Annotated in this window: 24 protein-coding genes; 7 read left to right on the top strand and 17 right to left on the bottom strand. The window is 72.6% G+C overall.

Annotated elements, in window-relative coordinates; translation table 11 throughout:
- Positions 1-56 precede the first annotated feature (56 nt).
- Together ACTWJ8_RS14725 and ACTWJ8_RS14730 are read left to right on the top strand one after the other, a co-directional pair.
- Complete coding sequence (locus ACTWJ8_RS14725) at positions 57-1,358, top strand: ammonium transporter (RefSeq protein WP_356377114.1); 1,302 nt, start codon at positions 57-59, stop codon at positions 1,356-1,358.
- Complete coding sequence (locus ACTWJ8_RS14730) at positions 1,355-1,693, top strand: P-II family nitrogen regulator (protein WP_356377111.1); 339 nt, start codon at positions 1,355-1,357, stop codon at positions 1,691-1,693. Before ACTWJ8_RS14725 ends, ACTWJ8_RS14730 begins: the two co-directional genes overlap by 4 nt.
- A gap of 446 nt (positions 1,694-2,139) precedes the next feature.
- Here the strand turns inward: ACTWJ8_RS14730 and ACTWJ8_RS14735 are convergent, their stop codons facing one another.
- The 3 genes from ACTWJ8_RS14735 to ACTWJ8_RS14745 form a co-directional block, all read right to left on the bottom strand.
- Positions 2,140-2,511, bottom strand: coding sequence for a transglycosylase family protein (locus tag ACTWJ8_RS14735; RefSeq protein WP_356377108.1), 372 nt, complete (start codon positions 2,509-2,511; stop codon positions 2,140-2,142).
- 288 nt (positions 2,512-2,799) lie between these two features.
- Positions 2,800-3,153: a cytidine deaminase gene (locus tag ACTWJ8_RS14740; protein ID WP_443264059.1), complete on the bottom strand. Its 354-nt coding sequence runs from the start codon at positions 3,151-3,153 to the stop codon at positions 2,800-2,802.
- Positions 3,154-3,187: 34 nt separating this feature from the next.
- Positions 3,188-4,009, bottom strand: coding sequence for a helix-turn-helix transcriptional regulator (locus tag ACTWJ8_RS14745; protein ID WP_443264892.1), 822 nt, complete (start codon positions 4,007-4,009; stop codon positions 3,188-3,190).
- A 145-nt stretch (positions 4,010-4,154) separates the two neighbouring features.
- Here ACTWJ8_RS14745 and ACTWJ8_RS14750 point away from each other — a divergent pair, with 145 nt between their 5' ends.
- Complete coding sequence (locus tag ACTWJ8_RS14750; RefSeq protein ID WP_356377102.1) at positions 4,155-5,570, top strand: MFS transporter; 1,416 nt, start codon at positions 4,155-4,157, stop codon at positions 5,568-5,570.
- Between the two features lie 4 nt (positions 5,571-5,574).
- Here the strand turns inward: ACTWJ8_RS14750 and ACTWJ8_RS14755 are convergent, their stop codons facing one another.
- The 5 genes from ACTWJ8_RS14755 to ACTWJ8_RS14775 form a co-directional block, all read right to left on the bottom strand.
- A complete protein-coding gene (locus tag ACTWJ8_RS14755) occupies positions 5,575-5,931 on the bottom strand; it encodes an MmcQ/YjbR family DNA-binding protein (RefSeq protein WP_356377099.1) in 357 nt (118 codons plus the stop codon).
- On the bottom strand, positions 5,928-7,223 hold the full coding sequence (locus ACTWJ8_RS14760; protein WP_356377096.1) for a hemolysin family protein: 1,296 nt from the start codon (positions 7,221-7,223) through the stop codon (positions 5,928-5,930). Before ACTWJ8_RS14760 ends, ACTWJ8_RS14755 begins: the two co-directional genes overlap by 4 nt.
- Positions 7,220-7,717 (bottom strand): rRNA maturation RNase YbeY, encoded by a 498-nt coding sequence (ybeY, locus tag ACTWJ8_RS14765; protein ID WP_356377093.1) that lies wholly within the window; start codon positions 7,715-7,717, stop codon positions 7,220-7,222. The genes ACTWJ8_RS14760 and ybeY overlap by 4 nt, the downstream gene beginning before the upstream one ends.
- A 15-nt stretch (positions 7,718-7,732) precedes the next feature.
- Positions 7,733-8,758 (bottom strand): PhoH family protein, encoded by a 1,026-nt coding sequence (locus tag ACTWJ8_RS14770; RefSeq protein WP_356377090.1) that lies wholly within the window; start codon positions 8,756-8,758, stop codon positions 7,733-7,735.
- A 132-nt stretch (positions 8,759-8,890) separates the two neighbouring features.
- On the bottom strand, positions 8,891-9,979 hold the full coding sequence (locus ACTWJ8_RS14775; protein WP_356377087.1) for a carbohydrate kinase family protein: 1,089 nt from the start codon (positions 9,977-9,979) through the stop codon (positions 8,891-8,893).
- Between the two features lie 114 nt (positions 9,980-10,093).
- On the opposite strand from ACTWJ8_RS14775, the gene ACTWJ8_RS14780 reads away from it, so the two are divergent.
- Positions 10,094-10,897, top strand: a complete 804-nt coding sequence (locus ACTWJ8_RS14780) for an IclR family transcriptional regulator (RefSeq protein ID WP_356377084.1) — start codon at positions 10,094-10,096, stop codon at positions 10,895-10,897.
- A 232-nt stretch (positions 10,898-11,129) separates the two neighbouring features.
- Entirely contained in the window at positions 11,130-12,491 is a 1,362-nt protein-coding gene (locus tag ACTWJ8_RS14785) for an MFS transporter (RefSeq protein WP_443264060.1), read from the top strand.
- Here the strand turns inward: ACTWJ8_RS14785 and ACTWJ8_RS14790 are convergent.
- The 9 genes from ACTWJ8_RS14790 to hrcA form a co-directional block, all read right to left on the bottom strand.
- Entirely contained in the window at positions 12,443-13,465 is a 1,023-nt protein-coding gene (locus tag ACTWJ8_RS14790) for an adenosine deaminase (protein ID WP_443264061.1), read from the bottom strand. The two genes, ACTWJ8_RS14785 and ACTWJ8_RS14790, sit on opposite strands and share 49 nt — an antisense overlap.
- A gap of 33 nt (positions 13,466-13,498) precedes the next feature.
- Positions 13,499-14,407 carry a ribonuclease Z gene (locus ACTWJ8_RS14795; RefSeq protein WP_356377075.1) on the bottom strand — a complete coding sequence of 303 codons (909 nt, stop codon included), beginning with the start codon at positions 14,405-14,407 and terminating at the stop codon, positions 13,499-13,501.
- A 3-nt stretch (positions 14,408-14,410) separates the two neighbouring features.
- Positions 14,411-14,749: a histidine triad nucleotide-binding protein gene (locus ACTWJ8_RS14800; protein WP_356377072.1), complete on the bottom strand. Its 339-nt coding sequence runs from the start codon at positions 14,747-14,749 to the stop codon at positions 14,411-14,413.
- 152 nt (positions 14,750-14,901) lie between these two features.
- On the bottom strand, positions 14,902-18,123 hold the full coding sequence (locus tag ACTWJ8_RS14805) for a S41 family peptidase (protein WP_443264062.1): 3,222 nt from the start codon (positions 18,121-18,123) through the stop codon (positions 14,902-14,904).
- Positions 18,124-18,167: 44 nt separating this feature from the next.
- Positions 18,168-18,704, bottom strand: a complete 537-nt coding sequence (locus ACTWJ8_RS14810; protein WP_443264063.1) for a hypothetical protein — start codon at positions 18,702-18,704, stop codon at positions 18,168-18,170.
- 82 nt (positions 18,705-18,786) lie between these two features.
- The gene (locus tag ACTWJ8_RS14815) at positions 18,787-19,533 is read right to left on the bottom strand and encodes a 16S rRNA (uracil(1498)-N(3))-methyltransferase (protein ID WP_356377063.1); all 747 of its coding nucleotides are present in this window, start codon (positions 19,531-19,533) and stop codon (positions 18,787-18,789) included.
- Positions 19,533-20,606, bottom strand: a complete 1,074-nt coding sequence (locus tag ACTWJ8_RS14820) for a nitronate monooxygenase (RefSeq protein ID WP_356377060.1) — start codon at positions 20,604-20,606, stop codon at positions 19,533-19,535. Before ACTWJ8_RS14820 ends, ACTWJ8_RS14815 begins: the two co-directional genes overlap by 1 nt.
- Before the next feature lie 1,682 nt (positions 20,607-22,288).
- The gene (gene dnaJ, locus ACTWJ8_RS14825; protein ID WP_356377058.1) at positions 22,289-23,428 is read right to left on the bottom strand and encodes a molecular chaperone DnaJ; all 1,140 of its coding nucleotides are present in this window, start codon (positions 23,426-23,428) and stop codon (positions 22,289-22,291) included.
- On the bottom strand, positions 23,429-24,445 hold the full coding sequence (gene hrcA / locus ACTWJ8_RS14830; protein WP_356377055.1) for a heat-inducible transcriptional repressor HrcA: 1,017 nt from the start codon (positions 24,443-24,445) through the stop codon (positions 23,429-23,431).
- A gap of 129 nt (positions 24,446-24,574) precedes the next feature.
- On the opposite strand from hrcA, the gene ACTWJ8_RS14835 reads away from it, so the two are divergent.
- Positions 24,575-25,336: an MBL fold metallo-hydrolase gene (locus ACTWJ8_RS14835; protein ID WP_443264064.1), complete on the top strand. Its 762-nt coding sequence runs from the start codon at positions 24,575-24,577 to the stop codon at positions 25,334-25,336.
- Between the two features lie 34 nt (positions 25,337-25,370).
- Positions 25,371-26,192 carry a DUF3097 domain-containing protein gene (locus tag ACTWJ8_RS14840; RefSeq protein WP_443264065.1) on the top strand — a complete coding sequence of 274 codons (822 nt, stop codon included), beginning with the start codon at positions 25,371-25,373 and terminating at the stop codon, positions 26,190-26,192.
- Positions 26,193-26,222 lie beyond the last annotated feature (30 nt).

Genomic DNA, 26,222 nt, shown 5'->3' on the forward strand with positions numbered 1-26,222 from the left:
ACGGCGGAAACGAACACGTGCGGTTCCGGAAACGCGGAGCCGTGACGCTGAAGCGCATGCCTGCCACCACCGTGCCCCTCGCCGCACCCGCCATCGACACGGGTGACACCGCCTGGCTGCTCGCCGCGACCGCCCTCGTCCTCCTCATGACACCCGGGCTCGCCCTCTTCTACGGCGGCATGGTCCGCACGAAGAGCGTCCTGAACATGCTGATGATGAGCTTCGTGTCGATCGCCCTCGTCACGGTGGTGTGGCTGGTCGCGGGCTACTCGCTCGCCTTCGGCGACGACGCGTTCGCCGGGCTGATCGGCGGGCTGCAGCACGTGGGCATGGCCGGGGTCGGGCCCGCGTCGGTGACCGGCACGGTCCCCACGTTCCTCTTCACCACGTTTCAGCTGACGTTCGCGATCCTCACGGCGGCGCTGATCAGCGGGGCGGTCGCGGACCGTACGAAGTTCGGGGCGTGGCTCGTCTTCGTACCGGTGTGGGCGCTGCTCGTATACGTTCCCGTGGCGCACTGGGTGTGGGGCCCGGGAGGGTGGATCAGCACGCATCTCGGTGCGCTCGACTTCGCGGGCGGCCTGGTCGTGGAGATCGCGTCCGGCGCGTCCGGGCTCGCCCTCTGCCTGGTTCTCGGCCCGCGCATCGGCTTCAAGAAGGACGCGATGCGCCCGCACAACCTGCCGATGGTGGTCATGGGCGCGGGGCTGCTGTGGTTCGGCTGGCTGGGCTTCAACGGGGGCTCGGCGCTCGGCGCGAACGGGGTCGCGGCGGCCTCCCTCTTCAACACCCTGATCGCGGGCTGCACGGGGCTGCTGGGCTGGCTGTTCGTCGAGCAGAAGCGGGACGGGCACCCGACGACGTTCGGCGCGGCGTCCGGTGCGGTGGCCGGACTCGTCGCGATCACGCCGGCGTGCGGGGTCGTGGGCGTGCCGGGAGCGGCGGTGGTGGGCCTTGCCGCCGGTGTGGTCTGCTCCTACGCCGTCGCGTGGAAGCTGCGCTTCTCCTACGACGACTCCCTCGACGTCGTCGGCGTGCACTTCGTCGGCGGCGTGGTGGGCACGGTGCTCATCGGCCTGTTCGCGACGTCGGCGATGACGGGCTCCCCGGCGAAGGAGGGCCTGCTGTACGGGGGCGGGCTCGCCCAGCTCGGCAAGCAGCTGCTCGCGGTGCTGGTGGTGGCGGCCTACACGTTCCTGGTGACGTACGGCATCGGCAAGGCCATCGACCGGCTGATGGGCTTCCGGGCCTCGGCGGACGACGAGACGACCGGGCTCGACCAGACGGCGCACGCGGAGAGTGCGTACGATCACGGCGTCCTCAGTGCCGCCCCCGTCGCCCGAAAGGTCGCGCCATGAAGCTGATCACCGCGGTCGTGAAGCCGTACCGCCTCGACGAGGTCAAGACCGCGCTGCGCGAGCTGGGCGTGGACGGCCTCACGGTGACGGAGGCCAGCGGCTACGGCCGTCAGCGCGGCCACACCGAGGTCTACCGGGGCGCCGAGTACCAGGTCGACCTGGTACCCAAGGTCCGTATCGAGCTCGTCGTCGAGGACGCGGACCTGGAACCGGCCATGGACGCGATCGTCCAGGCCGCCCGCACCGGCAAGATCGGCGACGGCAAGGTCTGGGCCACCCCGGTCGACACGATCATCCGCGTCCGCACGGGCGAACGGGGCCCGGACGCGATCTGAGGCTCCGCCCAGCGCCGCCTGAGTATCGGCGCGGGGCGAAGACACGGACTTCTCAGCCCCTGCGCCGCTTGAGTCCCGACCCGCGCGGGGCACGGACTTCTGCGCCGCTTGGGCGTCGCCCCGCGCGGAGGCACGCATTTTTCAGCCCCTGCGGCGATTGAGCAGCGGGGACCGGGGCGGAGCCCCGCGACGCAAGACCGGTGCAGCGCGCACAGCACGGGCATTTCAAGCCCCGGCGCCGCTCGACTCCCGGCCCGCGCAGAGGCACGGACTTCTCAGCCCCTGCGGCGATTGAGCAGCGGGGACCGGGGCAGAGCCCCGCGACGCAAGACCGGTGCGGCGCGCGCGGCACGGGCAGGCGCGGGCAAATCCAGCCCCTGCGGCGATTGAGCAGCGGGGGCCGGGGCGGAGCCCCGTGGCGTAAGGGCGGTGGGGCGGGCAGGGGGTCAGAGGCCCGCCTGGGGGGCGCAGAGGGGCCACGCGGACGGGCCCTGGGCCGCGAGCACCTTGTCGGCGACAGCCATCTGCTGCTGCGGCGTCGCCTGATACGCCGCCGGCGCGTACTGCGTACCGCCGAACGCCGCCCACGTCGACGGCGTGAACTGCAGCCCACCCGAGAACCCGTTCCCGGTGTTCGCCGCCCAGTTCCCACTCGCCTCGCACTGGGCGACGGACTGCCACTGGGCGTCGGACGCCCCCGTCGCGGCGGACGCGTCCCCCGTACCGGCGAGGACGAGCACCCCACTGGCGGCCGCAAGCACGGCGGCGGTACCGATACGACGAGCGCGGGCGGGACGGCGAAGAGCAGCGGTGAACACGAGGCAGAACCTTTGTTTGGGGACGTGGTCGGGTCACCCGCAGCGGGCGACCTCTCCACCGTGAGCCACGCGGAACCCCCGCCCCAGGGGCCGCCCGGCCCACCACCCCGCCCTTCCGTCCCCACCCGGCCCCCCGCTCCCCCGGGACCCACGCCCCGGGCCACACGTCCCACCGGCCGCCCACCACGCCCCCGTACCCCGTACGCACGACGCCCGCCGCCCCGGGCCGTAGGACCCCGGTGAGCGGCGGGCGTGAGCGTGGTCACACGCGCGTACGGTCGAACGCGGTCAGCCGGCCGCCAGCGTCTCCTTCACCGCGCCGTCGCCCCCGGCCAGGAACACCGGCGTACCGGCCCCGCCCAGATCCCGTACGGCCGCGAGGTCCTCGCCCGGCAGCGCGTCCGCCGCGGAGACGACGGCCGCCGCCTCCAGGGACTGCGCGCCGGAGGCCACCGCCATGGCGACGGCCGTCTGCAGCGCGCTCAGCTTCAGGGAGTCGAGGGCGACGGTGCCCGCGACGTACGTGCGCCCCGTCTCGTCGCGCACGGCCGCGCCCTCGGGCACACCGTTGCGGGCCCGCGCGGAGCGGGCCAGGGTGACGATCTTGCGGTCCTCGGGGCCGAGGTCGGTGCTCTCAGTCATGAGGCGAGCATAAGGAAGACGCCCGCCCGGCCCGTCACCCGGCCACCGGATACATCGCCCCGCGCCGCCCCTCCGGCGAGGCCAGCCACTCCAGCTTCGCCGCGGTGTCCGCCTCGGCGAGCGGCGTGTGCAGCACGACCGTCAGATCGGGCCGTGCGGGGATCTTCATCGCGGTCGACTCCAGGTGCAGCGCCCCGGCCACGGGATGCGTGAGCTCCTTGCGGACCTGCCCCTGCGCCTTGATGTCGCGGCGCTCCCACAGCTCGACGAACTCCGGGCTCAGCTCCTTGAGTTCGGCGACGACCTCCTGGAACCCCTCGTCGTCGGGGCACTCGGAGCAGGCGGCACGGAACTGGGCGACGACCGTCGCCGCGTTCTCCTCCCAACTCCCGCTCCGGGAGCGGTAGATGGGGTCGACGAAGAAGTCGATGACACAGTTCTGCCGGTTCTCGGGGCGCATCCCGAGGACCATCGCCGCCGCGTCGTTGTACATCACGCAGTTGTAGTACGCGTCCATGATGTGCGCGGGGAACGGCATCCAGGCGTCGATCAGCCGCTGCAACCCGTCACACATCTGCTGGTCACCGGGCTCCACCTCGTACGCGGGCGGGTTGAGCCCCGCGAGCACGTACAGATGCCTGCGCTCCGCGCTGGTCAGCTTGAGCACCCGCGCCACCGAATCGAGGACCTGCGGCGACACCGAGATGTCCCGGCCCTGCTCCAGCCACTGGTACCAGGACGCGCCGACCCCGGCGAGCACGGCGACCTCCTCGCGGCGCAGACCGGGCGTCCGCCTGCGGGCACCACCGTCGGGCAGCCCCGCCTCGGCCGGCGTGACCCGCGCCCTGCGGCTCATCAGGAACTCCCGCAGCTCGCTGAGCCGGTGCTTCTTGAGCGCTGCGCTCTCGGCCACGTAAGACTCCCCCCGTTGTCTGGTGGTGCGACCACCAGCATAAGTTCCCACTCTCCACGGTTATTCCGGTCGTACGAGGCTCATGGCCATGGCGATCGACACCTCATCCCCGACGGCCACCACCCAGGCCACCAGCCCTCAGGCGCCCCGCCTCTCGCGGCGCGACAAGCTCGTCCTCTTCGTCCTCTGCGCCGCCCAGTTCATGGTGGCGCTCGACTTCTCCGTGCTGAACGTGGCGCTGCCGGTGCTCGGCCCCGACCTCGGCATGAGCGCGTCGGCGCTGCAGTGGGCGGTCACCGCCTTCGCCCTCCCGTCCGGCGGCTTCCTGCTGCTCTTCGGTCGGATCGGCGACCTGTACGGGCGGCGCCGGATCTTCCTGTCCGGGCTCGCGCTGTTCGGCGCGGCCTCGCTGCTCGCGACGTTCGCGTGGGACCCGGCGTCGTTCCTGACCGGCCGCGCGCTGCAGGGCGTGGGCGCGGCGGCGATCGTGCCGACCGGCATGTCCCTGCTGACGACGACGTTCCCCGAGGGCCCGCAGCGGGACCGGGCGCTCGGCATCTCCGGCACCCTGATGTCCCTCGGTTTCACGGTCGGCATGGTCGCCGGCGGGGTCCTCACGGACGCGCTCGGCTGGCGCTCCACGATGGGCCTGCTGACCGTGTTCGCCGTGGTCGTGCTCCCGCTCGCGCCCGGACTGCTGCCCGAGTCCCGCACCCCGGACCGCCCGCGCCTCGACGTGCCCGGCGCCGTCACCGTCACCGGCGGGCTGCTCGCCGTCATCTACGCGCTGTCCACGGCCGCCGAGGTCGGCTTCGGCCGCGCCGACGTCCTGGTCACGCTCGTCGCGGGCCTCGCCCTGCTCGCCGCGTTCGGCTACGTCGAGTCCCGCAGCGCCCAGCCGCTGGTGTCGCTGCCGATGCTGCGCCGCCGCACCATCGCCTGGGGCAACCTGGGCGGCCTCGTCACCTTCTCGATGATGTCGACGATCGTCTTCGTGCTGACCCTGTACCTCCAGGAAGTGCTGCGCCTGTCGGCCTTCCAGACCGGTCTGGTCTTCGGCGTCCAGGGTGTCCTGTCGGTGGTCGCGGGCGCGTACACGCCCCGCGTCGTCGGCCGGCTCGGCGCCCGCCGCACGCTCGTCGGCTCTCTCGTCGGGCAGGGCCTGCTGATCGCGGCGCTCCTGGGCATCGGCACCGACGGCGCCTCGGTCTGGCTCGCGACGGCCGGCGTCTCGCTGGCCAGCGCCTTCCACCTCGGCGCGATCATCTCGTACGGCCTCACGGTCACCTCGGGTGTGCCGAACGAGGAGCAGGGCCTGGCCACCGGGCTCGTCACCTCGACCCAGCAGGTCGGCATCACCGTCGGCATCCCGCTGCTCGGCGTCCTCGCGACGACGTCCACGGACCTGCTGACCGGCGTGCACACCGTGATCGCCCTGGACGCGGCGATCGTGCTGGTGGCGGCGGCGCTGGTGGCACTCGGCCTGCGGAAGCGGCGCGGCTAGGGCCCTAGCCGCGGTCGAGCCGCAGCCGCTCGGCGCGCGGCAGGCCCGCCACCACCAGGTCGTACGAATCCTCGACGAGCTCCCGGACGAAACGGTCCGGGAGCTCGTGCACGGTCACCGTGTTCCAGTGCCGCTTGTTCATGTGCCAGCCCGGCACGATGACGCCCTCGTACTCGCCGCGCAGCCGCACCGCGTCGTCGGGGTCGCACTTCAGGTTGATGGTGAGCGGGCTGCCGTCGAGGTGACAGAGCGCGAACATCTTGCCGAGCACCTTGAAGACCGAGGTCTCCGGGTTGAACGGGAAGTCCTCCACCGCCGCGTTGAACGACAGGCAGAACGCTCGCAGCTCCTGGGGTGTCACCCGGCGATCTCCTTCTCCTGGTCGCCGACCGGCTCGGCGAGCACCGTCGCGATCTTGTTCCGGCGGCCCGCCGCCGCCTCCGCGGTGAGCCGCAGCTCCCGGCCGTCCGGCAGCGCCACCACGGACGAGGCGCCCGCGATCGGCACACGCCCGAGGGCCTTGGCGAGCAGCCCGCCGACCGTCTCCACGTCCTCGTCGTCGAACTCCTCGATGCCGTACAGCTCACCGAGGTCGCCGATGTCGAGCCGCGCGGTCACCCGGAACCGGTTGTCGCCCAGCTCCTCCACCGACGACACCTCGCGGTCGTACTCGTCGGTGATCTCGCCGACGATCTCCTCGAGGATGTCCTCGATGGTGACGATGCCGGCCGTGCCGCCGTACTCGTCGATGACGACGGCGACGTGCGTGCGCAGCTGCTGCATCTCGCGCAGCAGATCGCCCGCGTTCTTCGTGTCGGGGACGAACGTCGCCGGCCGCATCGCCGTGGAGACCAGCTCGGCCTCGGCGTCCCTGTTGATGTGCGTCTTGCGCGCGAGGTCCTTCAGGTAGACGACGCCGACGACGTCGTCCTCGCTCTCGCCGACCACCGGAATGCGGGAGAAACCCGACCTCAGCGCGAGCGTGAGCGCCTGCCGGATCGTCTTGTACCGCTCGATGACGACGAGGTCGGTGCGCGGCACCATCACCTCGCGCACCAGGGTGTCGCCCAGCTCGAAGACGGAGTGCACCATGCGGCGCTCCTCGTCCTCGATGAGGGACTCCTTCTCGGCGAGGTCGACCATGGCCCGCAGCTCGGCCTCGGAGGCGAACGGGCCGCGCCGGAAGCCCTTGCCGGGCGTCAGCGCGTTGCCGATGAGGATCAGGAGCGGCGGGATCGGGCCCATGATCCGGGCGAGCGGCAGCAGCACGTACGCCGCCGCGGTCGCGGTGTTCAGCGGATGCTGCCGGCCGATGGTCCGCGGGGACACGCCCACGGCCACGTACGAGACGAGGACCATCACGCCGATGGCGACGAGCAGCGCCTCCCACGTCGCGGTGAACTCCTCCAGGCACGCGTACGTGACGAGCGCCGCGGCGGCCATCTCGCAGGCGACGCGGACCAGCAGCGCCACGTTCAGATAGCGCGTCGGGTCGGCGGCGACCTGCGCGAGCTTCGCGCTGCCGCGCCGACCCGAGCGGACCGCCTCCTCGGCGCGGAAGCTCGACACCCTGGCGAGGCCGGCCTCGGCGCAGGCGGCGAGCCAGGCGACGACGACCAGGGCGACCGCCCCGGCGATCAGCGAGAAGCTCATGACACGGTCGGCGCCGGCGACGGCCCCGTCAGCCCCTGCTCCGCGCGCCAGCCGTCCACGATGCCCGCCTGGAGGCCGAACATCTCGGCCTTCTCGTCGGGCTCCTCGTGGTCGTACCCGAGCAGGTGCAGCACGCCGTGCACGGTGAGGAGCTGGAGCTCCTCGTCCATGGAGTGCTGCGTCGGCGCGTCCTCGCCCTGCTTCTTCGCGACCTCCGGGCACAGCACGATGTCGCCGAGGAGACCCTGCGGGGCCTCCTCCTCGTCCTTCGTCGGCGGGCGCAGCTCGTCCATGGGGAACGACATGACATCCGTCGGCCCCGGCAGGTCCATCCACTGCACGTGCAGCTGCTCCATGGCGTCGGAGTCCACCACGATCACGGACAGCTCGGACAGGGGGTGGATCCGCATCCGGCCGAGGGCGTAGCGGGCGATGTCGAGGATCGCCTGCTCATCGACCTCGGTTCCGGACTCGTTGTTGACGTCGATCGACATGACGCTGTTGGTTCTCTACTTCCCTCTGGGACGGCCCTTGCGGGTGCCGTTCTCCGTGCCGTGCTCGGTGTCGTACTTCTCGTACGCGTCGACGATACGGCCGACGAGCTTGTGCCGGACGACATCCTGCGAGCTGAGCCGCGAGAAGTGCACGTCCTCGACGTCCGCGAGGATGTCCTGAACCTGCCGCAGCCCGCTCTTCGTGCCGCCCGGCAGGTCGACCTGCGTCACGTCACCGGTGATGACGATCTTCGAGTCGAACCCGAGGCGCGTCAGGAACATCTTCATCTGCTCGGGCGAGGTGTTCTGCGCCTCGTCGAGGATGATGAAGGCGTCATTGAGGGTCCGGCCCCTCATGTAGGCCAGCGGCGCGACCTCGATGGTCCCCGCGGCCATCAGGCGCGGGATGGAGTCCGGGTCGAGCATGTCGTGCAGGGCGTCGTACAGCGGGCGCAGGTACGGGTCGATCTTCTCGTAGAGCGTGCCCGGGAGGAAGCCGAGGCGCTCGCCCGCCTCCACGGCGGGGCGGGTCAGGATGATCCGGTTGACCTGCTTGGACTGGAGGGCCTGCACGGCCTTGGCCATCGCCAGGTAGGTCTTTCCTGTGCCCGCGGGGCCGATGCCGAAGACGACGGTGTGCTTGTCGATCGCGTCGACGTACCGCTTCTGGTTCAGCGTCTTGGGGCGGATGGTGCGGCCGCGCGACGACAGGATGTTCTGCGTGAGGACCTCGGCGGGCGTCTCCTGGCCGTCGCTTCCGTCCGCCTTCAGCATGGCGATGGAACGCTCCACGGCGTCCTCGGTCATCGGTGCCCCCGTCCTCAGTACCAGCATCATCTCGTCGAACAGGCGCTGGATGAGGGCGACTTCCCTCGGCTCCCCGGTCGCGCTGATCTCATTGCCCCGGACGTGGATGTCGGCCTCCGGGAAGGCCTTCTCGATCACTCGCAACAGCGCGTCACCGGAGCCGAGGACCTCGACCATGGGGTGCTTCGGCGGGACGGTGAACTGTGCGCGGGCGCTGGATGGTGTCTGCGTCATGAGCCGGGCCGGTGGCCCTTGCTTCCTCCCCGTACGGGACTGCCTGCGGTGATGTACTCCACGCCCAAGGGTACGGCGCACCACCGACAACGCCGAGCGGGTTTCACCCCCACCGGTCACCCGCCGAGGGGGTCACGTCGTGCGGCCGAAGCCGATCGTGGGGACCGCGCGGCGCAGGGGCCAGGCGCGGGAGGTGTCGGGGAGGAGGGGGGCGAGGAAGGCGTAGCGGTCGAGGGCGGAGCGGTTCTGGTGGTCGTTCGACCGGACCTCCTTCCACCACACCGCCAGCTCCGACCAGCCGGGTGCCGACAGGGAGCCGCCGAACTCCTGGACGGAGAGCGCCGCGGTGAGACCCGCGAAGGCGAGGCGGTCGGCGAGCGGCCAGCCGGCGAGGGTGCCGGTGACGAAGCCGGCGACGAAGACGTCCCCCGCCCCCGTGGGGTCGAGGGCCTCGACCTCGATGGCCGGGACGGACGCCGTCTCGCCGGTCCGCCCGTCCACCGCGTACGCGCCTTCCGCCCCGAGCGTCACCACGGCCAGCGGAACGTGTTCGGCCAGCGCGTGCGCGGCGGCGCGCGGACAGGAGGTACGGGTGTAGCGCATCGCCTCCTCCGCGTTCGGCAGGAACGCCTCGCAGTGCTCGAGCCCCGGCAGCGCCGCGAGGTCCCAGCGCCCGGTGTCGTCCCAGCCGACGTCGCCGAAGATCAGCGTCCCGTGCCGGGCGGCCGTCGCGACCCACGGCTCCTCGATGCCGGGCGTGAGCGAGGCGACGGCGGCACGCGCGCGTGGCGGGCAGTCCGGCGCGGGCTCCTCGGGCGGCGGCTCGTGCCCGTGGCTGACCATGGTGCGCTCACCCTCGTACGCCATCGACACCGTGACCGGCGAGTGCCACCCCGGCACCGTGCGCGCGTAGCTGAGGTCGATGCCCTCGCCCTGTTCGAGGGCGTCCCAGCAGTACTCCCCGTAGTGGTCGTCTCCGAACGCCGCGGCGAGCGACGTCCGCAGGCCGAGCCGGGCGAGCGCCGTCGCCATGTTCGCGACCCCGCCGGGGCTCGACCCCATGCCGCGCGCCCACGACTCCGTCCCCCGCACGGGCGCGCTGTCGAGTCCGGTGAAGACGATGTCGAGGAAGACCGTGCCGGTGAGGTACACGTCGTAGGGCGGGTCGGCCGTCGTGCGCAGCGCCGCGAGGGGGTCCGTTCTGGGTCGTGTGGAGGTCACGTCGCGCTCCCTGGGTGGTACGGGTCCGGACAGTGTGCATGACCGGAACCCGTACGACGGGTGGTGACATCAACCCGTCACGAACCCGCCCCGTCCGGTCGTTACGATCGGCGCATGGCACAGAGCGAGCCCACCGAGCCGCCGCGCGGGGTGCGCGAGGTGAAGTCGGCGGCCCGCACCGTCGACCTGCTCGACGTGCTCGCGGCCCGCGGCGACCGCCCGGCCCGCCTCCAGGAGCTGGCCGACGAGCTCCGGGTGCCGCGCAGCTCCATGTACGCGCTGCTCCAGACGCTGATCGCGCGCGGCTGGGTGCGCACGGACGTCACGGGTTCGCTCTACGGCATCGGCATCCGCGCCCTGCTGACGGGCACCAGCTATCTGGACACGGACCCGTACGTGCGCTCGGTGCGCCCGTTCCTCGACGAGGCGTCGGACACCCTCGGCGAGACCGTCCACCTGGGCCGCCTCGACGGCTTCGACGTGGCGTATCTGGCGACCCGCGAGTCGCACGAGTACCTGCGCACCCTGAACCGGGTCGGCCGCAGGCTGCCGGCGCACGTCGGCGCGCTCGGCAAGGCGCTGCTCGCGGAGCGCCCGGACGCCGAGCTGCCGCCCGGCCCGTACGCGCCGTTCACGGAGCGGACGCACACCTCGCGCGACGCGCTCGCCGCCGATCTCGCGGTGATCCGTGAGCGCGGCCACGCGGTGGACCGCGAGGAGGGCGTCCGCGGTCTCGTCGGCTTCGGTTTCGCGCTGCGTTACGCGGCTCCGGCGCAGGACGCCATCAGCTGTTCGGTGCCGGTGGCGCGGCTGACGCCGGAGCACGAGGAGCGCATCGTCACGGTCATGCGGGAGACCCGCGCGAAGATCGAGTCGACGGCCCGCAGGGGCACCTCCGGCATCCCCGACTGGCGCTGAGAGGCCCGCGGAAAGCGCCTCTTCTGCCCGGCGAAACCACCCCCAAACCAAATGTGTCACGCGTCACAGGATCCCGCCTTCATGCGGGCCTTCCGTCCTTGATACAAATTGGCCGCGCCCACGTCCCCGGTTCGGTCCCGTTCGCAAAGACGTCGCGCTCCCAACTCCCCTGCCGTAGCACCCCCTTGCCCAAAACAGCGTCCAAGGTGAGGGGCCGTTCTTAGGAACGCCCGTGTCCTCGCGTACGTCCCGGCCCGCGCTCGTCGCCCTCTTCACGGCCGGTTACCTCGCCGCCTATCTGCTGCCCACCGTTGTCGGCCGAGTCGCCGACAGCCTGCGGCTCTCCCCCACTCAGGCCGGTCTGGTCGGCAGCGCCCTGCTGCTGAGCTCGGCCACCGCGGGCCTCACGCTCGCGGCCCGTGTCGAACGGGTCGGCGCCCGCCGCGCGGCCCGCGCCGGACTGCTCCTGGCCGCCGTCGGCTATGCCCTCGCGGCCCTCTCCACCACCACCCCGCTGGTCGTCGCGGGTGCGATGATCGGCGGCTTCGGCTCGGGCACCGCGACGGCGGTCGCGGCCACCGGGATCGCCGCCCAGAAGGATCCGCACCGGGCGTCGACGCTCGGCCTGCTGACCGTGTCGGCGCTCGCGGGCGCCCTGTATCTGACGATCCCACGGATCAGCGAGGGGCACGGTCTGCCGTTCGCCGCGCTCGCCGCCACCGCGCTCACGGTGTGGCCCGCGACGAGCCGCCTGGAAGGCCCGGCGACCCCGGACAACTGCGCGGCGGCCGCCCCCAAGTCCCCGCTCCCCCACGCCCGTTCGGGCCTGCTGCTCGCGGCGACACTGGTGTGCTGGTCGATGGCGCAGAACGCGCTGTGGGGCGTCAGCAGCCGCATCGGCACGGAACAGGCCGGCCTGTCCGAGGTGACGGTCGGCTCGGTGTTCGCCGTGGCCCTCGGTGTCGGGCTGCTCGGCGTGATCGGCGCGGGCGCGGTCGGCGTCCGCCTGGGCCGCGCGCTGCCCATCGGCGCGGGCACGGTCGCCATCGCCTGCTGTGTCGTGCTGAGCGCCCGCGCCGACGGCCTCGGCTCCTTCGCCACCGGCGAGATCGCCTGGAACACCCTGTACCCGGTGGTCCTGTCGTACGTCCTCGGGCTCGCGGCGTCACTCGACGCGCGGGGCCGCTGGGCGGTGCTGATCGGCGTGGCGTCCTCGCTGGGCACGGCGTGCGGTCCGCTGGCCGGCAGCGCGCTCGCCGAATCGGCCGGTTTCCCGGTCATGGGCACGGTGCTCGCCGTCGGCCTGCTGCTGCTCGCGGTGCCGCTGACGGCGGTGGCCGTGCACACGGGTGGCCGTCCGCTGTTCGCGGGCGCGGCACGCCGGTACAGCGGCGCCCCGGTCGGCGCGATCGTGCCGCCGTCGGGTGTGCTCGAGCAGCCGGTGGTCGAGCTGTTCGACATCGAGTCGACCGTGGAGACGCCCGTGTACACGGAGTTCACCGCGGTGGGCCCCGACGGTGTCGAGCCGGAGCCCCGCGCGGAGGGTCAGCCGGAGATGTCGTCCAGCTCGTACGCCTCGACCTCGGCGATGTAGCGCGCCCTGCGCTCCTCGTCGTCTTCCAGGAAGGACGCCACGAACGAGTTGCGGGCCAGTTCCCGCACTCGGCCGTGGTCGAGGGCGAGCGCCTCGTGCACGGCGTGGAAGGTGTCGCCGACGTAGCCGCCGAAGTACGACGGGTCGTCGGAGTTGACCGTGCACAGCAGGCCCGCGTCCATCATCTTCACCAGCGGGTGCTCCTCCAGTACGTCGATGGCGCGCAGCCGCACGTTCGACAGGGGGCACAGGGTGAGCGGGATCCGGTCCCGTACGAGGCGCTCCACCAGCGCCGGGTCCTCCAGGGACCGCAGGCCGTGGTCGACGCGCTCGACGCCGAGCAGGTCGAGGGCCTCCCACACGTACGACGGGTCGCCCTCCTCGCCCGCGTGCGCGACCTTGCGCAGGCCGAGCGCGCCCGCGGCCTCGTACACCTCGCGGAACTTCGAGGCGGGGTTGCCGACCTCGGCGGAGTCGAGGCCGACGCCGACGATCCGGTCGAGGTACGGCTTGGCGGCCTCCAGGGTCTCCATCGCCGACTCGGCCGACTGGTCGCGCAGGAAGCACATGATGAGCTTCGTCGAGATCCCGTGCCGCTCCTCGCTGCGCGCGAGCGCCCGGTGCAGGCCCTCGACGACGGTGCCCATGGCGACACCGCGCGCCGCGTGCGCCTGCGGGTCGAAGAAGATCTCGGCGTGCCGGACGCCCTGCTCGGCGGCGCGCGCGAGGTAGGCGTCGGCGAGCGCCTCGAAGTCGTCCTCGGTGACGAGGACGGCCATCAGCGAGTAGTAGAGATCGAGGAAGGACTGCAGGTCGGCGAAGAGATACGCCTTCCGCAGGGCCTCGGTGTCGGCGTACGGCAGGGTGATGCCGTTGCGGCGGGCGAGTTCGAAGGCGAGCTCGGGTTCGAGGGTGCCTTCGATGTGCAGGTGGAGCTCGGCCTTGGGGATGCGCGCGAGTGGTGCGAGTGACATCCGACCAGCGTACGCAGGGGTGGAGCGTCCGGCTCAGCGACGCTTCGGCACCGGGACGCGGTCCAGGTCGCGGGCGACCGTCAGCTCCCCGTCGAACCCGGCGGCGCGGGCCTGCCTGGCGAACTCCTCCGGGTCGGTGTAGCGCTGGCTGAAGTGGGTGAGGACGAGGTGCCGCACCCCGGCGTCGCGGGCAACGCGGGCGGCCTGACCCGCGGTCAGATGGCCGTGGTCGGTGGCCAGTTGGACGTCCTCGTCCAGGAACGTCGACTCGATGACGAGCAGATCGCAGCCGTCGGCGAGCGCGTCCACGCCGTCGCAGAGCCGGGTGTCCATCACGAACGCGACGCGCTGCCCGCGCCGCACCTCGCTCACCTCGTCGAGCGTGACCCCGTTGAGGGCGCCCTCCTTCTGGAGCCGGCCCACGTCGGGCCCCTTGATGCCGTGCGCGGCGAGCCGCTCGGGCAGCATGCGGCGCCCGTCGGGCTCGACGAGCCGGTAGCCGTACGACTCGACGGGGTGCGAGAGGCGGCGGGCCTCCAGGCGGTACGCGGGGGTGTCGGCGAGGACCGCGCCCTCACCGGTCACCGGTTCCTCCGCGATGTCGACGGTCTCCCGGTAGGCGGTGGAGTACCGCAGCCGGTCGAAGAACCGCTGTCCGGAGGCCGGGTAGTGGGCGGTCACCGGGTGCGGGACGCGGTCGAGGTTGATGCGCTGGATGACGCCCGCGAGGCCGAGGGAGTGGTCGCCGTGGAAGTGGGTGACGCAGAGCCGGTTCAGGTCGTGCGCGGCCACGCCGGCGCGCAGCATCTGCCGCTGGGTGCCCTCTCCGGGGTCGAAGAGGATGCCCTCGCTGTCCCAGCGGAGCAGATAGCCGTTGTGGTTGCGCTGTCGGGTCGGCACCTGGCTGGCGGTGCCGAGCACGACGAATTCGCGTACGGACACCGGTTATCCGGGGGGCCACTGGAGGCCGCGGCCGCCGAGGACGTGGGCGTGCGCGTGGAAGACGGTCTGGCCCGCTCCGCTGCCGGTGTTGAACACGATCCGGTAGCTGTCCAGCTTCTCGTCCTTCGCGACCTCGCCGGCCTCGCGCAGCACGTCGGCGGCGACGGCCGGTTCGGCGGCGGCGAGGGAGGCGGCGTCGGGGTGGTGGACGCGCGGGATGACCAGGACATGGGTGGGGGCCTGGGGGTTGATGTCCCGGAACGCGACGGTGGTCTCGGTCTCACGGACCAGGGTGGCGGGGACATCGCCGTTGGCGATCTTGCAGAACAGGCAGTCATCCATGACCGCATCGTATCGATCTCGCCCCCACGGGGTCGCGCCCCGGGGGCTCCGCCCCCAGCCCCCCGCGCCTCAATCGCCGGCGGGGCTTGAAAATCAAGCCCCGCCGGCGATTGAGGCGCGGGGTCCGGGGCAGAGCCCCGAGACGTCAACCACTACTCCGCTGAAGCCCGCGGCAGCGTCGGCGCGGACTTCGCCGGGTTCTCCGCAAGCGCCGCCAACGCGATACGGATGGCCTCGTCGAGTTGCGGGTCGCGGCCCGCCGCCGCGTCCTGCGGGGTGAGGACCACCTCCACATCCGGGTCCACGCCGTGGTTCTCGAGGCCCCAGCCGTAACCCTCCATCCACGTGGCGTACTTGGGCTGCGTGACGAGCGTGCCGTCCACCAGGCGGTACCGGCTGTCGATGCCGATGACGCCGCCCCAGGTGCGTACGCCCACCACGGGACCGATGCCGAGGGCCTTGATCGCCGCGTTCACGATGTCGCCGTCCGAGCCGGAGAACTCGTTGGCCACCGCGACGACCGGGCCGCGCGGCGCGTCCATCGGGTACGTGAAGGGGCGGCTGTCGCGCGGCAGGTCCCAGCCCACGACGCGGCGGGCCAGCTTCTCGACGACGAGCTGCGACGTGTGCCCGCCCCGGTTCTCCCGCACGTCCACGACGAGTCCCTCGCGCGCCACCTCGACGCTGAGGTCCCGGTGGATCTGCGCCCAGCCGGGCGCCTGCATGTCCGGTACGTGGAGGTACCCGAGCCGCCCCTCCGACGTCTCGTGGACGTACGCCCTCCGGTCCGCGACCCACGCGTGGTACCGCAGCGGTTCCTCGTCGTCGAGCGGCACCACGACGACGTGCCGCGGATCGCCGCCGCCCGCGGGCGACACCGTCAGCTCGACGGGCTTGTCCGCCGTGCCGACCAGCAGCGGCGCGGGCCCCGTCACCGGGTCGACCGGCCTGCCGCCCACCGCGACGATCGTGTCGCCGGCCCGCACGGCGACGCCGGGCGCGGCAAGCGGGGAGCGGGCCCGCGGGTCGGAGGTCTCCGAGGGCAGCACCCGGTCGACCCGCCAACTGCCGTCGTCGTGGCGGGAGATGTCCGCCCCGAGCAGGCCCTGCCGCCGCGCGGCGGAGCCCCGGCCGCCCCTCGGTGTCACGTACGCGTGCGAGGTCCCCAGCTCGCCCTGCACCTCCCACAGCAGGTCGACGAGGTCGTCGTGGGTGGCGACCCGGTCGAGGACGGGCCGGTACCGGTCGAGGACCCCGTCCCAGTCGACGCCGTTCAGGTCGGCGCGCCAGAAGTTGTCCCGCATGAGGCGCCCGGCCTCGTCGTACATCTGCCGCCACTCGGCCGCCGGGTCGACGGTCTGGCTGACGCGGGAGAGGTCGACGGTGATGTTCGTGTCGCTGTCGTCGTCGTGCGCGGGCCGCCGGTCGCTGGGGACGACCTTCAGGACCTCGCCCGTCCACAGCAGGACCCGCTTGCCGTCGCCGGTGACCTCGAAGTGGTCGGCGTCGGAGCCGATCTCCTCGACGCGCTGCTGCACGAAGTCGTAGCGCTCCAGGCGGTTCTTGGGCTCCGGCGCGTCGAGACCTGCGCGGGAGTCGCCGAGGACGCCGCGCACCGGGTGCCGCAGCCACAGCACGCCGTCCTTGGCGGTCCGCAGCCGCGAGTAGCGGGCGGCCTCCACGGGGAACGGCACGATCCGGTCGAGCAGCCCCTCCAGGTCGACGCGGGTGACGGGCGCGCCCTCGCTGTCGGGGGTCTCGGCGCCCGGCGCGTCGGGGGTGTCGAAGGCGCGGCCGTGCCGCTGCGGCCCGAACGGCGAGGGCGTCGTCGCGGCGAGCGTGATCAGGTGCGGCCGCGAGCCGCTGACGAACGCAAGGTCGAAGGCGTGCTCGTCGTAGACGGGGTCGAAGGAGCGTGCCGACAGGAAGGCGAGGTGCTTGCCGTCGAGCGTGAACGCGGGCGCCCAGTCGCGGAAGCGGAGCGGGGTCGCCTCGCTGACGGACAGGTCGGTGGTGTTGGCGAGCTTGAGCTGACGCAGGTCGTGCGGTCCCGGGTGCGACCAGGCGAGCCACGCCGAGTCCGGGGAGAACGCGAGGCCGGTGGCGTTCCCGTCCTCGCTGCGGTCCACTTCGCGTACGTCGCCGCTGTCGCGCTCGACGAGCAGGATCCGGCCGTCGTGGGAGGCCACGGCGACCCGGCCGCCGTCGGGCGCCACCGTGAGGGCGAGCACCCGGCCGAGGCGTCCGGCGCCGAGCCTGCGCGGGGTGGCGCCGGGCGCGGCCCCGGTGGCGGGCGCGAACTCCAGGGCGTCGTCGCCCTCGGCGTCCGTCACCCACACGACGTGTTCCTCGCCGTCGACGCGGAAGGTGTGCGGGAGCCGGGCCCGTACGCCCGGTTCGGCGGCGAGCGCGCGGGACGGGCCCGCGCGGTGGGTCACCCAGTGCACGGCGCCGCGCACGTTGACGGCGCTGCCGCGGCCCGTGTGGTCGGGGGACGCGGCGCCGAACCAGTTCGCGGCGTCGACGGGGCGCGGCTGGAGGTCGGCGCGCTGCCCGCCGAGGCGGATGTCGAGGCGGCGCGGCTCCACGCCCTCGTCCAGGCTCTCGACGAGCCACAGCTCACCGGCGCTCGCGTACACGACGCGGGCGCCGTCGGTGGCGGCGTGCCGCGCGTAGAAACCGTCCACCGCGCTGTGCCGCCGCAGGTCGGAGCCGTCGGGCAGCGAGGAGTAGAGGGCGCCGACGCCCTCGTGGTCGGAGAGGAACGCGACGCGCTCGCCGACCCACAGCGGGTACTCGATGTTTCCGTCGAGGTCCGCGTGCAGGCGCTCGAAGTCGCCGCCGCCCGTCCGGTCGATCCACAGCTTGCCCGCGGTGCCGCCCCGGTACCGCTTCCACCAGGCGGCCTCCCGGCCCATCGGCGCGGACAGCAGCAGCACCTGTGACTCGGGGCCGAACGCGACGCCGCCCACGGGCCCGTACGGCAGGATCTCCGCGGGGCCGCCGTCCAGCGGGACCGCCCGTGCCCAGCTGCGGCGCAGTGAGGCCTGGCCGTGCGTGGAGAGGGCGAGCACCCGCCCGTCGGGCATCCAGCCGCGTACGTGCGTGACCCAACTGCCCCAGTGCGTCAGGCGTTTGGAAGGCCCTCCCGCCACCGGGGCGATGTGCACCTCGGGCGCTCCGTCGCGGCGCGAGGTCCAGGCGACCGTCTCGCCGTCCGGGGAGATCCTGGGGTGTCCGACGGGCATGTTGTCGGCGCTCACCCGCCAGGCGCGGCCGCCGTCGAGGGGCGCCGCCCACACGTCGTCCTCGGCGGTGAAGACCACCAACTCGCCGTGCAGGTGCGGGAAACGGAGGTACGCAGGAGTCGTCACCCGACCAGCCTAAAATCGGTCGCGCCCCACGTCAGCCGGTCTGATCACTTGCCTTGAAAAGTGGGTGGCGGCGCCGTGACGGTGACGGTCTCGGTGACCGTGACGGTGGCGCCGGGTGCGGGCTGCTGCGGTTCCGGGTCCTCCGACGGTGCGGGTTTTCCCGAGTCCTGCGGGGCCGAAGGGCCTTCGGTGGAGGCGCAGTTGCCGAGCACGGCGTAGCTGAACCACACCTTGCCGTCGACGCGCGCGATGGTCTTGCCGCGGACGCACTTGCCGGAGACCACCCCGTACACCCAGCCCTGCACGGTGATCTCCTTGCCGTCCTTCGTCTTCCCCCGGCAGTCGACCTTCACCTCGCTGGGCGCGGACTCGCCGGAGGCCGTGGGCCCGCTGTACGCGGCGGTGCAGCTGAGCCAGGCCACCTTGGCGTGCTGCCGGTCCAGCTCGGCGGTGGCCTGCTGGTCGGTGGTGGCCGCGACCTCGGACGGGCTGAGATCGCCGTCCACCGGCTGGCACGCGACGCCGGTGGCGACGACGGCAGCGACCAGGACGAGCCCGCCGAACCCCCTCATTCCCCGCATGCACGGCAGAATGCCAGCGGGCGCACGGGGGCGGTAGTGCGGTTGCAGCCACTGTGGCGCGGCTGCCCTTTTTGGTGGGGGGCTAGCCCCAGCGGCCCGTGCGGCCGAGCAGCAGCGCGACCGCCGCCGTGCCGGCCGTGGACGTGCGCAGCACGCTGCGGCCCAGGCGGAACGGGCGGGCCCCAGCCTCCTCGAACACCGCCAACTCCTCGGGCGAGACGCCGCCTTCGGGCCCGACGACGAGCACGATCTCGCCGCTGTCCGGGAGTTCGGCCGAGGCAAGGGCACCGCTCGGGGCGTCACGGTCCTCGTGCAGCACGGCGGCGAAATCCGCCTCCGCGAGCAGCGCGGCGACCTCCTTCGTCGTCGCGGCGTCCTCGACGACCGGAAACCGCACCCGCCGCGACTGCTTGCCCGCCTCGCGCGCGGTGGCCCGCCACTTGCCGAGGGCCTTGAGGCCGCGGTCGCCGCGCCACTGCGTGATGCAGCGGGACGCGGACCACGGCACGATCGCGTCGACGCCGGTCTCCGTCATGGTCTCCACGGCCAGCTCGCCGCGGTCGCCCTTGGGCAGCGCCTGTACGACGGTGATCCGGGGCGCCTCCGCGGGCTCCACGTGGGCGGGGCCCGCGTCGACGAGGAGCCGGTCCTTGCCCTCGGCACCGGTGACGACGGCCTCGCACCACGAGCCGAGGCCGTCGGTGAGGGTGACGGCCTCCCCGGCCCGCAGCCGCTTCACGGAGACGGCGTGCCGCCCCTCGGGCCCTTCGAGCACGTAGGCGCGGTCGGAGGGGACGGGGCCCTCGACGACGAAAACCGGAGCGGTCATCAGGCGGCACCTCGCTGCGTCAACGCGGCCTTCGCGGAATCGAGTTCGGCGGCGAGCACCTCCACCAGCTGCCCGGCGGGCAGCTCGCGGACGAGCCGGTGGCCCTGGCCCGCCCACAGGGCCATGCCCTGCGGGTCGCCCGCCTTCGCCGCGGCCTTCCGCAGCGGCGACGTCATGTGGTGGATCTGCGGGTACGCCGCCGGGGCGTACGGGCCGTGCTCGCGCAGGAACCGGTTGACGAGGCCGCGGGCGGGGCGGCCCGAGAAGGCGCGGGTCAGTTCGGTGCGGGTGAACAGCGGATCGGTCATGGCCTGCTTGTGGGGTTCGGGGGCGCCGGACTCCGGGGTGACCAGGAACGCGGTGCCGAGCTGGGCGAGGTCGGCGCCGGCCGCGAGCACCGCGGCGATCTGGGCGCCCCGCATGATGCCGCCGGCGGCGATGATGGGCAGCTGCACGGCCTCGCGGACCTGTGCGATCAGGGCGAGCAGGCCGATGCCGGAGCCGTCGGCCTCCGGGTTGTCCCGGTGCGTTCCCTGGTGGCCTCCGGCCTCGATGCCCTGTACGCAGACCAGGTCGGCGCCCGCCTCCTGAGCGGCCTGCGCCTCCTCCGCGGTCGTGACCGTGACGCCGACGAGGGTGCCGACGCGTTGCAGCGCCTGCACGACCTGGCGGCGGGGGCAGCCGAAGGTGAAGGTGACCAGGGGGACGGGGTCGTCGGCGAGGATCGCGAGCTTGGCGTCGTAGCCGTCGTCGCCGCAGCTGTCGGTGTCGCCGAGCGGGGTGCGGTACCAGGTGGCCTCACCGGCGAGCTGGTTGCGGTAGACCTCCACGGCGGCGGGGTCCGGGTGTTCCGTCTGCGGCATGAAGAGGTTGACGCCGAAGGGGCGGCCGGTGAGCGCCCGTACCTGCTTGATCTCCTGGTACATCCCGTCGGCCGTCTTGTAACCGGCGGCGAGGAAGCCGAGGGCGCCGGCTTCGGCGACCGCGGCGACCAGCGCGGGTTGCGAGGCGCCGCCGGCCATGGGGGCCTGCACGATCGGATGTGAGCAGAGATCGGTCACCGCGGAAGCCATACCGTGCATCGTCCCACGTCCCCCTCACCCCACCGAATCCGCACGCTCCGGCCCACCGTGCCCTCCGCGTCGGACTTCCGCCCCCGGCCCCCGCTGCTCAATCGCCGCAGGGGCTCGGATTGCTCCTCGGATTACTCACCCGCACTCCGCCGCCCAATTTCCCCCCTCCGGGGGCCCGGCCCCACGGGCCACGCCCTTTGACACCGGCCCACCGTCTCCATCCGGCCACCCGTTCCTACGCCACGGGGCTCCGCCCCGGCCCCTGCTGCTCAATCGCCGCAGGGACTCGATTCACCTGCCTGCGCCGCCCCAACAGGCGCCCCGTTGCCTGACCCACCGCTTCGACTCCGCCGCTCAATTTCCCACCCACCCGCCCCCTCCGGGGGCGTCGGCTCCCCGGGGGACCGCAACGGTTGCGGTTGTCCGCGCCGCGCCGCGGGTGAGCGTCGCCCGCACCGCTGCGGTCGACCGGACCGCGCCTTGGGCAAGCGCCCGCCGCGACGGCTTCCCACCCGTTGCGGTCGACCGCACCGCGCCGCAGGCGAGCGCCACCCGCACCGTTGCGGTCGACCGGACCGCGCCTTGGGCAAGCGACCACCGCGACGGCTTCCCACCCGTTGCGGTCGACCGCACCACGCCGCAGGCGAGCAACCGCCGGAACGGGTTGCCCACCCATTGGGTCGACCGTGACCCGCCCCGGACAAGCGGCCACGGGGACGGCCCCGCACCCATGGCGGCCGACCGGGACTCGCCTCGGGCAAACGGCCGCCGGAACGGCGCACCCGCCCATTGCGGCCGACCGGGACTCGCCTCGGGCAAACGGCCGCCGGAACGGCCCACCCGCCCTGACGGGCAGCCGACACCGCCTTGGGCAACATGCCGCCTTGGGCGGCAGGGTGGGCAAGGCGGCGCCCGGTGCAGGGTGCACTCGCGGAAGGCGTCGACCACGGTCGACGTAAAACCCCGGCGCAGGCCGCACCCATGTCAGGGCGTCCACCCCGACACGGACACCGGGCCCACGGGGGCCGAGCCCCCGGAGGGGGCGGGAGGGCGGGAGACAGGCGGGCAACCGGGGCAGACCGAGGTGCGGCACGCGTGCCACGGCAGGCGTCGACCCCGGTGCAGCCGGGCATCGCGGTGCCGCGCAACCGGACGACGGGCCCCGGTCACGTGAGGGCAAGGCGGCCCGGTGCAGGCCGCACCTTCGTCAGGCGCACCCCGGTCGACGTAAACCCCGACGCAGGTCGCACCCGCATCCAGCGCCCACCCCGACACGGACACCGGGCCCACGGGGGCCGAGCCCCCGGAGGGGGCGGGCGGGCGGGAAATTGGGCGGGAAACGGGGACAGGCCGAGGTGCGGCACAGGTGCCACGGCAGGCGTCGCCCCCGGTACAGCCGGGAAGCAGGACGCCGCGCAACCGGACGACGGGCCCCGGTCACGTGTGGGCAAGGCGACGCACGGTGCAGGCCGCACCTTCGTCAGGCGCACCCCGGTGCAGGCCGCACCCGCGAAGGGCGCCGACCCCGGCACAGGCCCCAGGACCCGGTGCCGCGTGAGCGGGGCGGTGGCCCCAGCCACGGCAGAGACCCCGGTACCCCGGTACCGGTGCCGGGCAATGGAAACGGCGGGTGGGGTCGCGCGGCACCGCCGCGCGACCCCACCCGCCGTGGGGCCAACGGCTCAGCGGCCGTTGAACGCGTCCTTCAGGCGGGAGAAGAGTCCCTGCTGGCCGGGCTGGAACTGGCCCGTGGGCCGCTCCTCGCCCCGCAGCTTCGCCAGCTCACGCAGCACCCGCTCCTGCTCCGGATCCAGCTTCTGCGGCGTCGTGACCTCGACGTGCACGATGAGGTCACCGCGGCCGCCGCCCCGCAGATGCGTGACACCGCGCCCGTGCAGCGGAACCGACTGACCGGACTGCGTGCCCGGCCGGATGTCGATCTCCTCCATGCCGTCGAGCGTCTCGAGCGGCACCTTCGTACCGAGCGCCGCCGCCGTCATCGGAATGGTCACCGTGCAGTGCAGGTCGTCCCCGCGCCGCTGGAAGGTCGGATGCGGCAGCTCGTGGATCTCGACGTAGAGGTCACCGGCGGGACCGCCACCGGGTCCGACCTCGCCCTCGCCCGCGAGCTGGATCCGCGTGCCGTTGTCGACACCGGCCGGGATCTTCACCGTCAGCGTGCGACGGGAGCGGATGCGGCCGTCACCGGCGCACTCGGGGCACGGGGTCGGGACCACCGTGCCGAAGCCCTGACACTGCGGGCACGGCCGCGACGTCATGACCTGGCCGAGGAAGGACCGCGTGACCTGCGAGACCTCGCCCCGACCGCGACACATGTCACAGGTCTGGGCGGAGGTGCCGGGCGCGGCGCCCTCTCCGCTGCACGTCGTGCACACCACGGCGGTGTCGACCTGGATGTCCTTGGTCGTGCCGAAGGCCGCCTCGTCGAGCTCGACCTCCAGCCGGATCATGGCGTCCTGGCCGCGCCGCGTACGGGACCGGGGCCCGCGCTGCGACGCCGTACCGAAGAAGGCGTCCATGATGTCGGAGAAGTTGCCGAAGCCGCCGGCGCCGAAGCCACCGGCCCCGCCGCCTCCGCCGCCCTGCGACAGGGGGTCGCCCCCGAGGTCGTAGACCTGCTTCTTCTGCGGGTCGGAGAGCACCTCGTAGGCGGCGTTGATCTCCTTGAAGCGCTCCTGAGTCTTCGGGTCCGGATTCACATCCGGGTGAAGCTCACGCGCAAGCCTTCGAAAGGCCTTCTTGATCTCGTCCTGGGAAGCGTCGCGGCGCACGCCGAGTACGGCGTAGTAGTCCGTGGCCACTTACGACTCCGCCAGGATCTGTCCGACGTAACGTGCCACTGCGCGTACTGCTCCCATCGTTCCCGGGTAATCCATGCGTGTCGGTCCGACGACACCCAGCTTGGCGACTGCCTCGCCGCCCGAACCGTAGCCGACGGAGACGACGGACGTGGAGTTGAGTCCTTCGTGGGCGTTCTCGTGACCGATCCGTACGGCCATGCCCGAATCTCCGACCTCACCAAGCAACTTGAGGAGCACGACCTGCTCTTCGAGAGCCTCGAGCACCGGACGAATGGTGAGGGGAAAGTCATGTCCGAAGCGGGTGAGATTGGCGGTGCCGCCGATCATCAACCGCTCCTCCGTCTCCTCGACGAGCGTCTCCAGCAGAGTGGAGAGCACCGTGGAGACCGTACCCCGGTCCTCCTGCTCGAAGGCCTCGGGGAGGTCCTGCACCAGCTGCGGCACGTCCGTGAAACGGCGGGACGCGACGCGGCTGTTCAGCCGGGCCCGCAGATCCGCCAGGGACGCCTCGCCGAACGGCGCGGGACAGTCGATCATCCGCTGCTCCACACGCCCGGTGTCCGTGATCAGCACGAGCATCAGACGGGCGGGCGCCAGCGAGAGCAGCTCGACATGGCGCACGGTGGACCGGGTCAGGGACGGGTACTGGACGATCGCCACCTGCCGCGTGAGCTGCGCGAGCAGCCGCACGGTGCGGCCGACGACGTCGTCGAGGTCGACGGCGCCGTCCAGGAAGTTCTGGATGGCGCGCTTCTCGGGGGCCGTCATCGGCTTGACGGCGGTGAGCTTGTCGACGAACAGGCGGTAGCCCTTGTCCGTGGGGATCCGCCCGGCACTGGTGTGCGGCTGGGCGATGAATCCCTCGTCCTCCAGGACAGCCATGTCGTTGCGCACGGTCGCCGGTGAGACGCCGAGCTTGTGCCGCTCGGTGAGCGCCTTGGAACCGACCGGCTCCTCGGTGCCGACATAGTCCTGGACGATGGCGCGCAGCACTTCGAGCCTGCGTTCACTGAGCATGGCGCGCACCTCCAGAAACAGCCGTTGCGATCTTCCTGCTTTGGCACTCACTGTCGGCGAGTGCCAATCGTCCCCGGCTCAGTGTACGGCCGGTGGGTACGGGCCCGGCAAGGGCGCTAGCGTCGGGGTATGGAGCTCGCGCGACGTATCGACCGGGTCGACTGGGCCGCTTCCGGCTGGGAGGAGCTGGCGCCGAACGTGGGGCGGGTGCGGCTGCCCGGCCTGGACTGCACCAGCGGCCTCGTCGTGGGTGAAGACGCGGCGCTCCTGATCGACACCGGATCCTCACTGCGTGAAGGCGCCCGGCTGCGCGCCGACACGCGCGCGCTGCTCGGTCCCGGCCGGAGAGTGACGCATGTCGCTCTGACCCATCCGCACTTCGACCATGTGCTCGGTACGGGCGCGTTCGCGGGGGTCGAGGTGTACGGGGCGGTGGGCATCGACGTCGTCTTCGAGCGCGGCGCGGATGAGCTGCGCGCGGACGCGGTGCGGCACGGGGTCGCGCCGGACGCGGCGGAGGAGGCGGTCGACGTGCTCGTCGGTCCGCCGCACCGGGTGTGCGGGGAGTGGACGCTGGACCTGGGTGGTGGGCTGACGGTGCTGCTCGCGAACGTCGGTCCGGCGCACACGGGCCACGATCTGGCGGTCCTCGTGCCGGGGGGCTCGTCGGGGCGGCCCGAGGTCGTGTTCTGCGGTGACCTGGTGGAGGAGTCGGGCGAGCCGCAGGCGGGGCCCGACGCGGCGCCGCGGCACTGGTCGGCGGCGCTCGACCGGCTGCTGGACCTCGGGGGCGAGGACGCGGTGTACGTTCCCGGGCACGGTTCGGCGGTGAATGCCGGGTTCGTCCGCGAGCAGCGTGCCACATTGGCGGCGCGTTTCGGCGTGTCGTAACCCTGGCCTGCGCTGTTCTCTTATCGTCTTGCGGATGCGCCAGTACTCCCCCGATCTGACCCCTCCGTGGAAGCGGAAAACTCCGGCTCCCGAGGTTCCGGCCGAGCCCGACCTCGTCGTGGAGGAGGTCACCACCGGGTTCTGCGGGGCGGTGGTGCGGGTCGAGAAGACGGCGCAGGGGCCGACGGTCACGCTGGAGGACCGCTTCGGCAAGCACCGCGTGTTTCCCATGGACCCTCGCGGCTTCATGATCGACGGGAAGGTCGTCACGCTCGTACGTCCCTCGGGCGCGACCCCTGTCCGGCCGACGCGGACGGCGTCGGGGTCCGTGGCGGTGCCCGGGGCGCGGGCGCGGGTGGCGCGGGCCGGACGGATCTACGTCGAGGGCAAGCACGACGCCGAGCTCATCGAACGGGTCTGGGGCGACGACCTGCGCATCGAAGGTGTGGCGGTGGAGTTCCTGGAGGGCGTCGACGACCTTCCGGCGATCGTCGCCGAGTTCGCGCCGGGGCCGGACGCGCGGCTCGGGGTGCTGGTGGACCACCTCGTTCCCGGTACGAAGGAGTGGCGGATCGCCCAGTCGGTGACCAGCGAGCACGCGCTGGTCGTGGGGCATCCGTACATCGACATCTGGGAGGCGGTGAAGCCGGGGGCGGTGGGGATCGAGGCGTGGCCGCGAGTGCCCAGAGGGCAGGACTGGAAGACGGGTGTGTGCCGGGCGCTGGGGTGGCGTTTCGCCAACACGGGGGAGGCGTGGCAGCACATCCTTTCGCGGGTCCGTACGTACAAGGACCTGCAGCCGGAACTCCTCGGCCGCGTCGAAGAACTCATCGACTTCGTCACGGCCCCGTCGTAACCCCCGGCCACCCGCGCCCTCCGGGGGCGT

The sequence above is a fragment of the Streptomyces sp. SDT5-1 genome, from assembly GCF_052245995.1.
GTDB lineage: Bacteria > Actinomycetota > Actinomycetes > Streptomycetales > Streptomycetaceae > Streptomyces.

Coding starts and splice junctions, on each gene's coding strand:
- ACTWJ8_RS14730 (WP_356377111.1), top strand. CDS start 1,355: ATGAAGCTGATCACCGCGGTCGTGAAGCCGTACCGCCTCGACGAGGTC.
- ACTWJ8_RS14750 (WP_356377102.1), top strand. CDS start 4,155: ATGGCGATCGACACCTCATCCCCGACGGCCACCACCCAGGCCACCAGC.
- ACTWJ8_RS14725 (WP_356377114.1), top strand. CDS start 57: ATGCCTGCCACCACCGTGCCCCTCGCCGCACCCGCCATCGACACGGGT.
- hrcA (WP_356377055.1), bottom strand. CDS start 24,445: ATGCTCAGTGAACGCAGGCTCGAAGTGCTGCGCGCCATCGTCCAGGAC.
- ACTWJ8_RS14840 (WP_443264065.1), top strand. CDS start 25,371: ATGCGCCAGTACTCCCCCGATCTGACCCCTCCGTGGAAGCGGAAAACT.
- ACTWJ8_RS14810 (WP_443264063.1), bottom strand. CDS start 18,704: ATGCGGGGAATGAGGGGGTTCGGCGGGCTCGTCCTGGTCGCTGCCGTC.
- ACTWJ8_RS14835 (WP_443264064.1), top strand. CDS start 24,575: ATGGAGCTCGCGCGACGTATCGACCGGGTCGACTGGGCCGCTTCCGGC.
- ACTWJ8_RS14815 (WP_356377063.1), bottom strand. CDS start 19,533: ATGACCGCTCCGGTTTTCGTCGTCGAGGGCCCCGTCCCCTCCGACCGC.
- ybeY (WP_356377093.1), bottom strand. CDS start 7,717: ATGTCGATCGACGTCAACAACGAGTCCGGAACCGAGGTCGATGAGCAG.
- ACTWJ8_RS14800 (WP_356377072.1), bottom strand. CDS start 14,749: ATGGATGACTGCCTGTTCTGCAAGATCGCCAACGGCGATGTCCCCGCC.
- ACTWJ8_RS14770 (WP_356377090.1), bottom strand. CDS start 8,758: ATGACGCAGACACCATCCAGCGCCCGCGCACAGTTCACCGTCCCGCCG.
- ACTWJ8_RS14740 (WP_443264059.1), bottom strand. CDS start 3,153: ATGACTGAGAGCACCGACCTCGGCCCCGAGGACCGCAAGATCGTCACC.
- ACTWJ8_RS14760 (WP_356377096.1), bottom strand. CDS start 7,223: ATGAGCTTCTCGCTGATCGCCGGGGCGGTCGCCCTGGTCGTCGTCGCC.
- ACTWJ8_RS14780 (WP_356377084.1), top strand. CDS start 10,094: ATGGCACAGAGCGAGCCCACCGAGCCGCCGCGCGGGGTGCGCGAGGTG.
- ACTWJ8_RS14745 (WP_443264892.1), bottom strand. CDS start 4,009: ATGAGCCGCAGGGCGCGGGTCACGCCGGCCGAGGCGGGGCTGCCCGAC.
- ACTWJ8_RS14820 (WP_356377060.1), bottom strand. CDS start 20,606: ATGGCTTCCGCGGTGACCGATCTCTGCTCACATCCGATCGTGCAGGCC.
- ACTWJ8_RS14790 (WP_443264061.1), bottom strand. CDS start 13,465: ATGTCACTCGCACCACTCGCGCGCATCCCCAAGGCCGAGCTCCACCTG.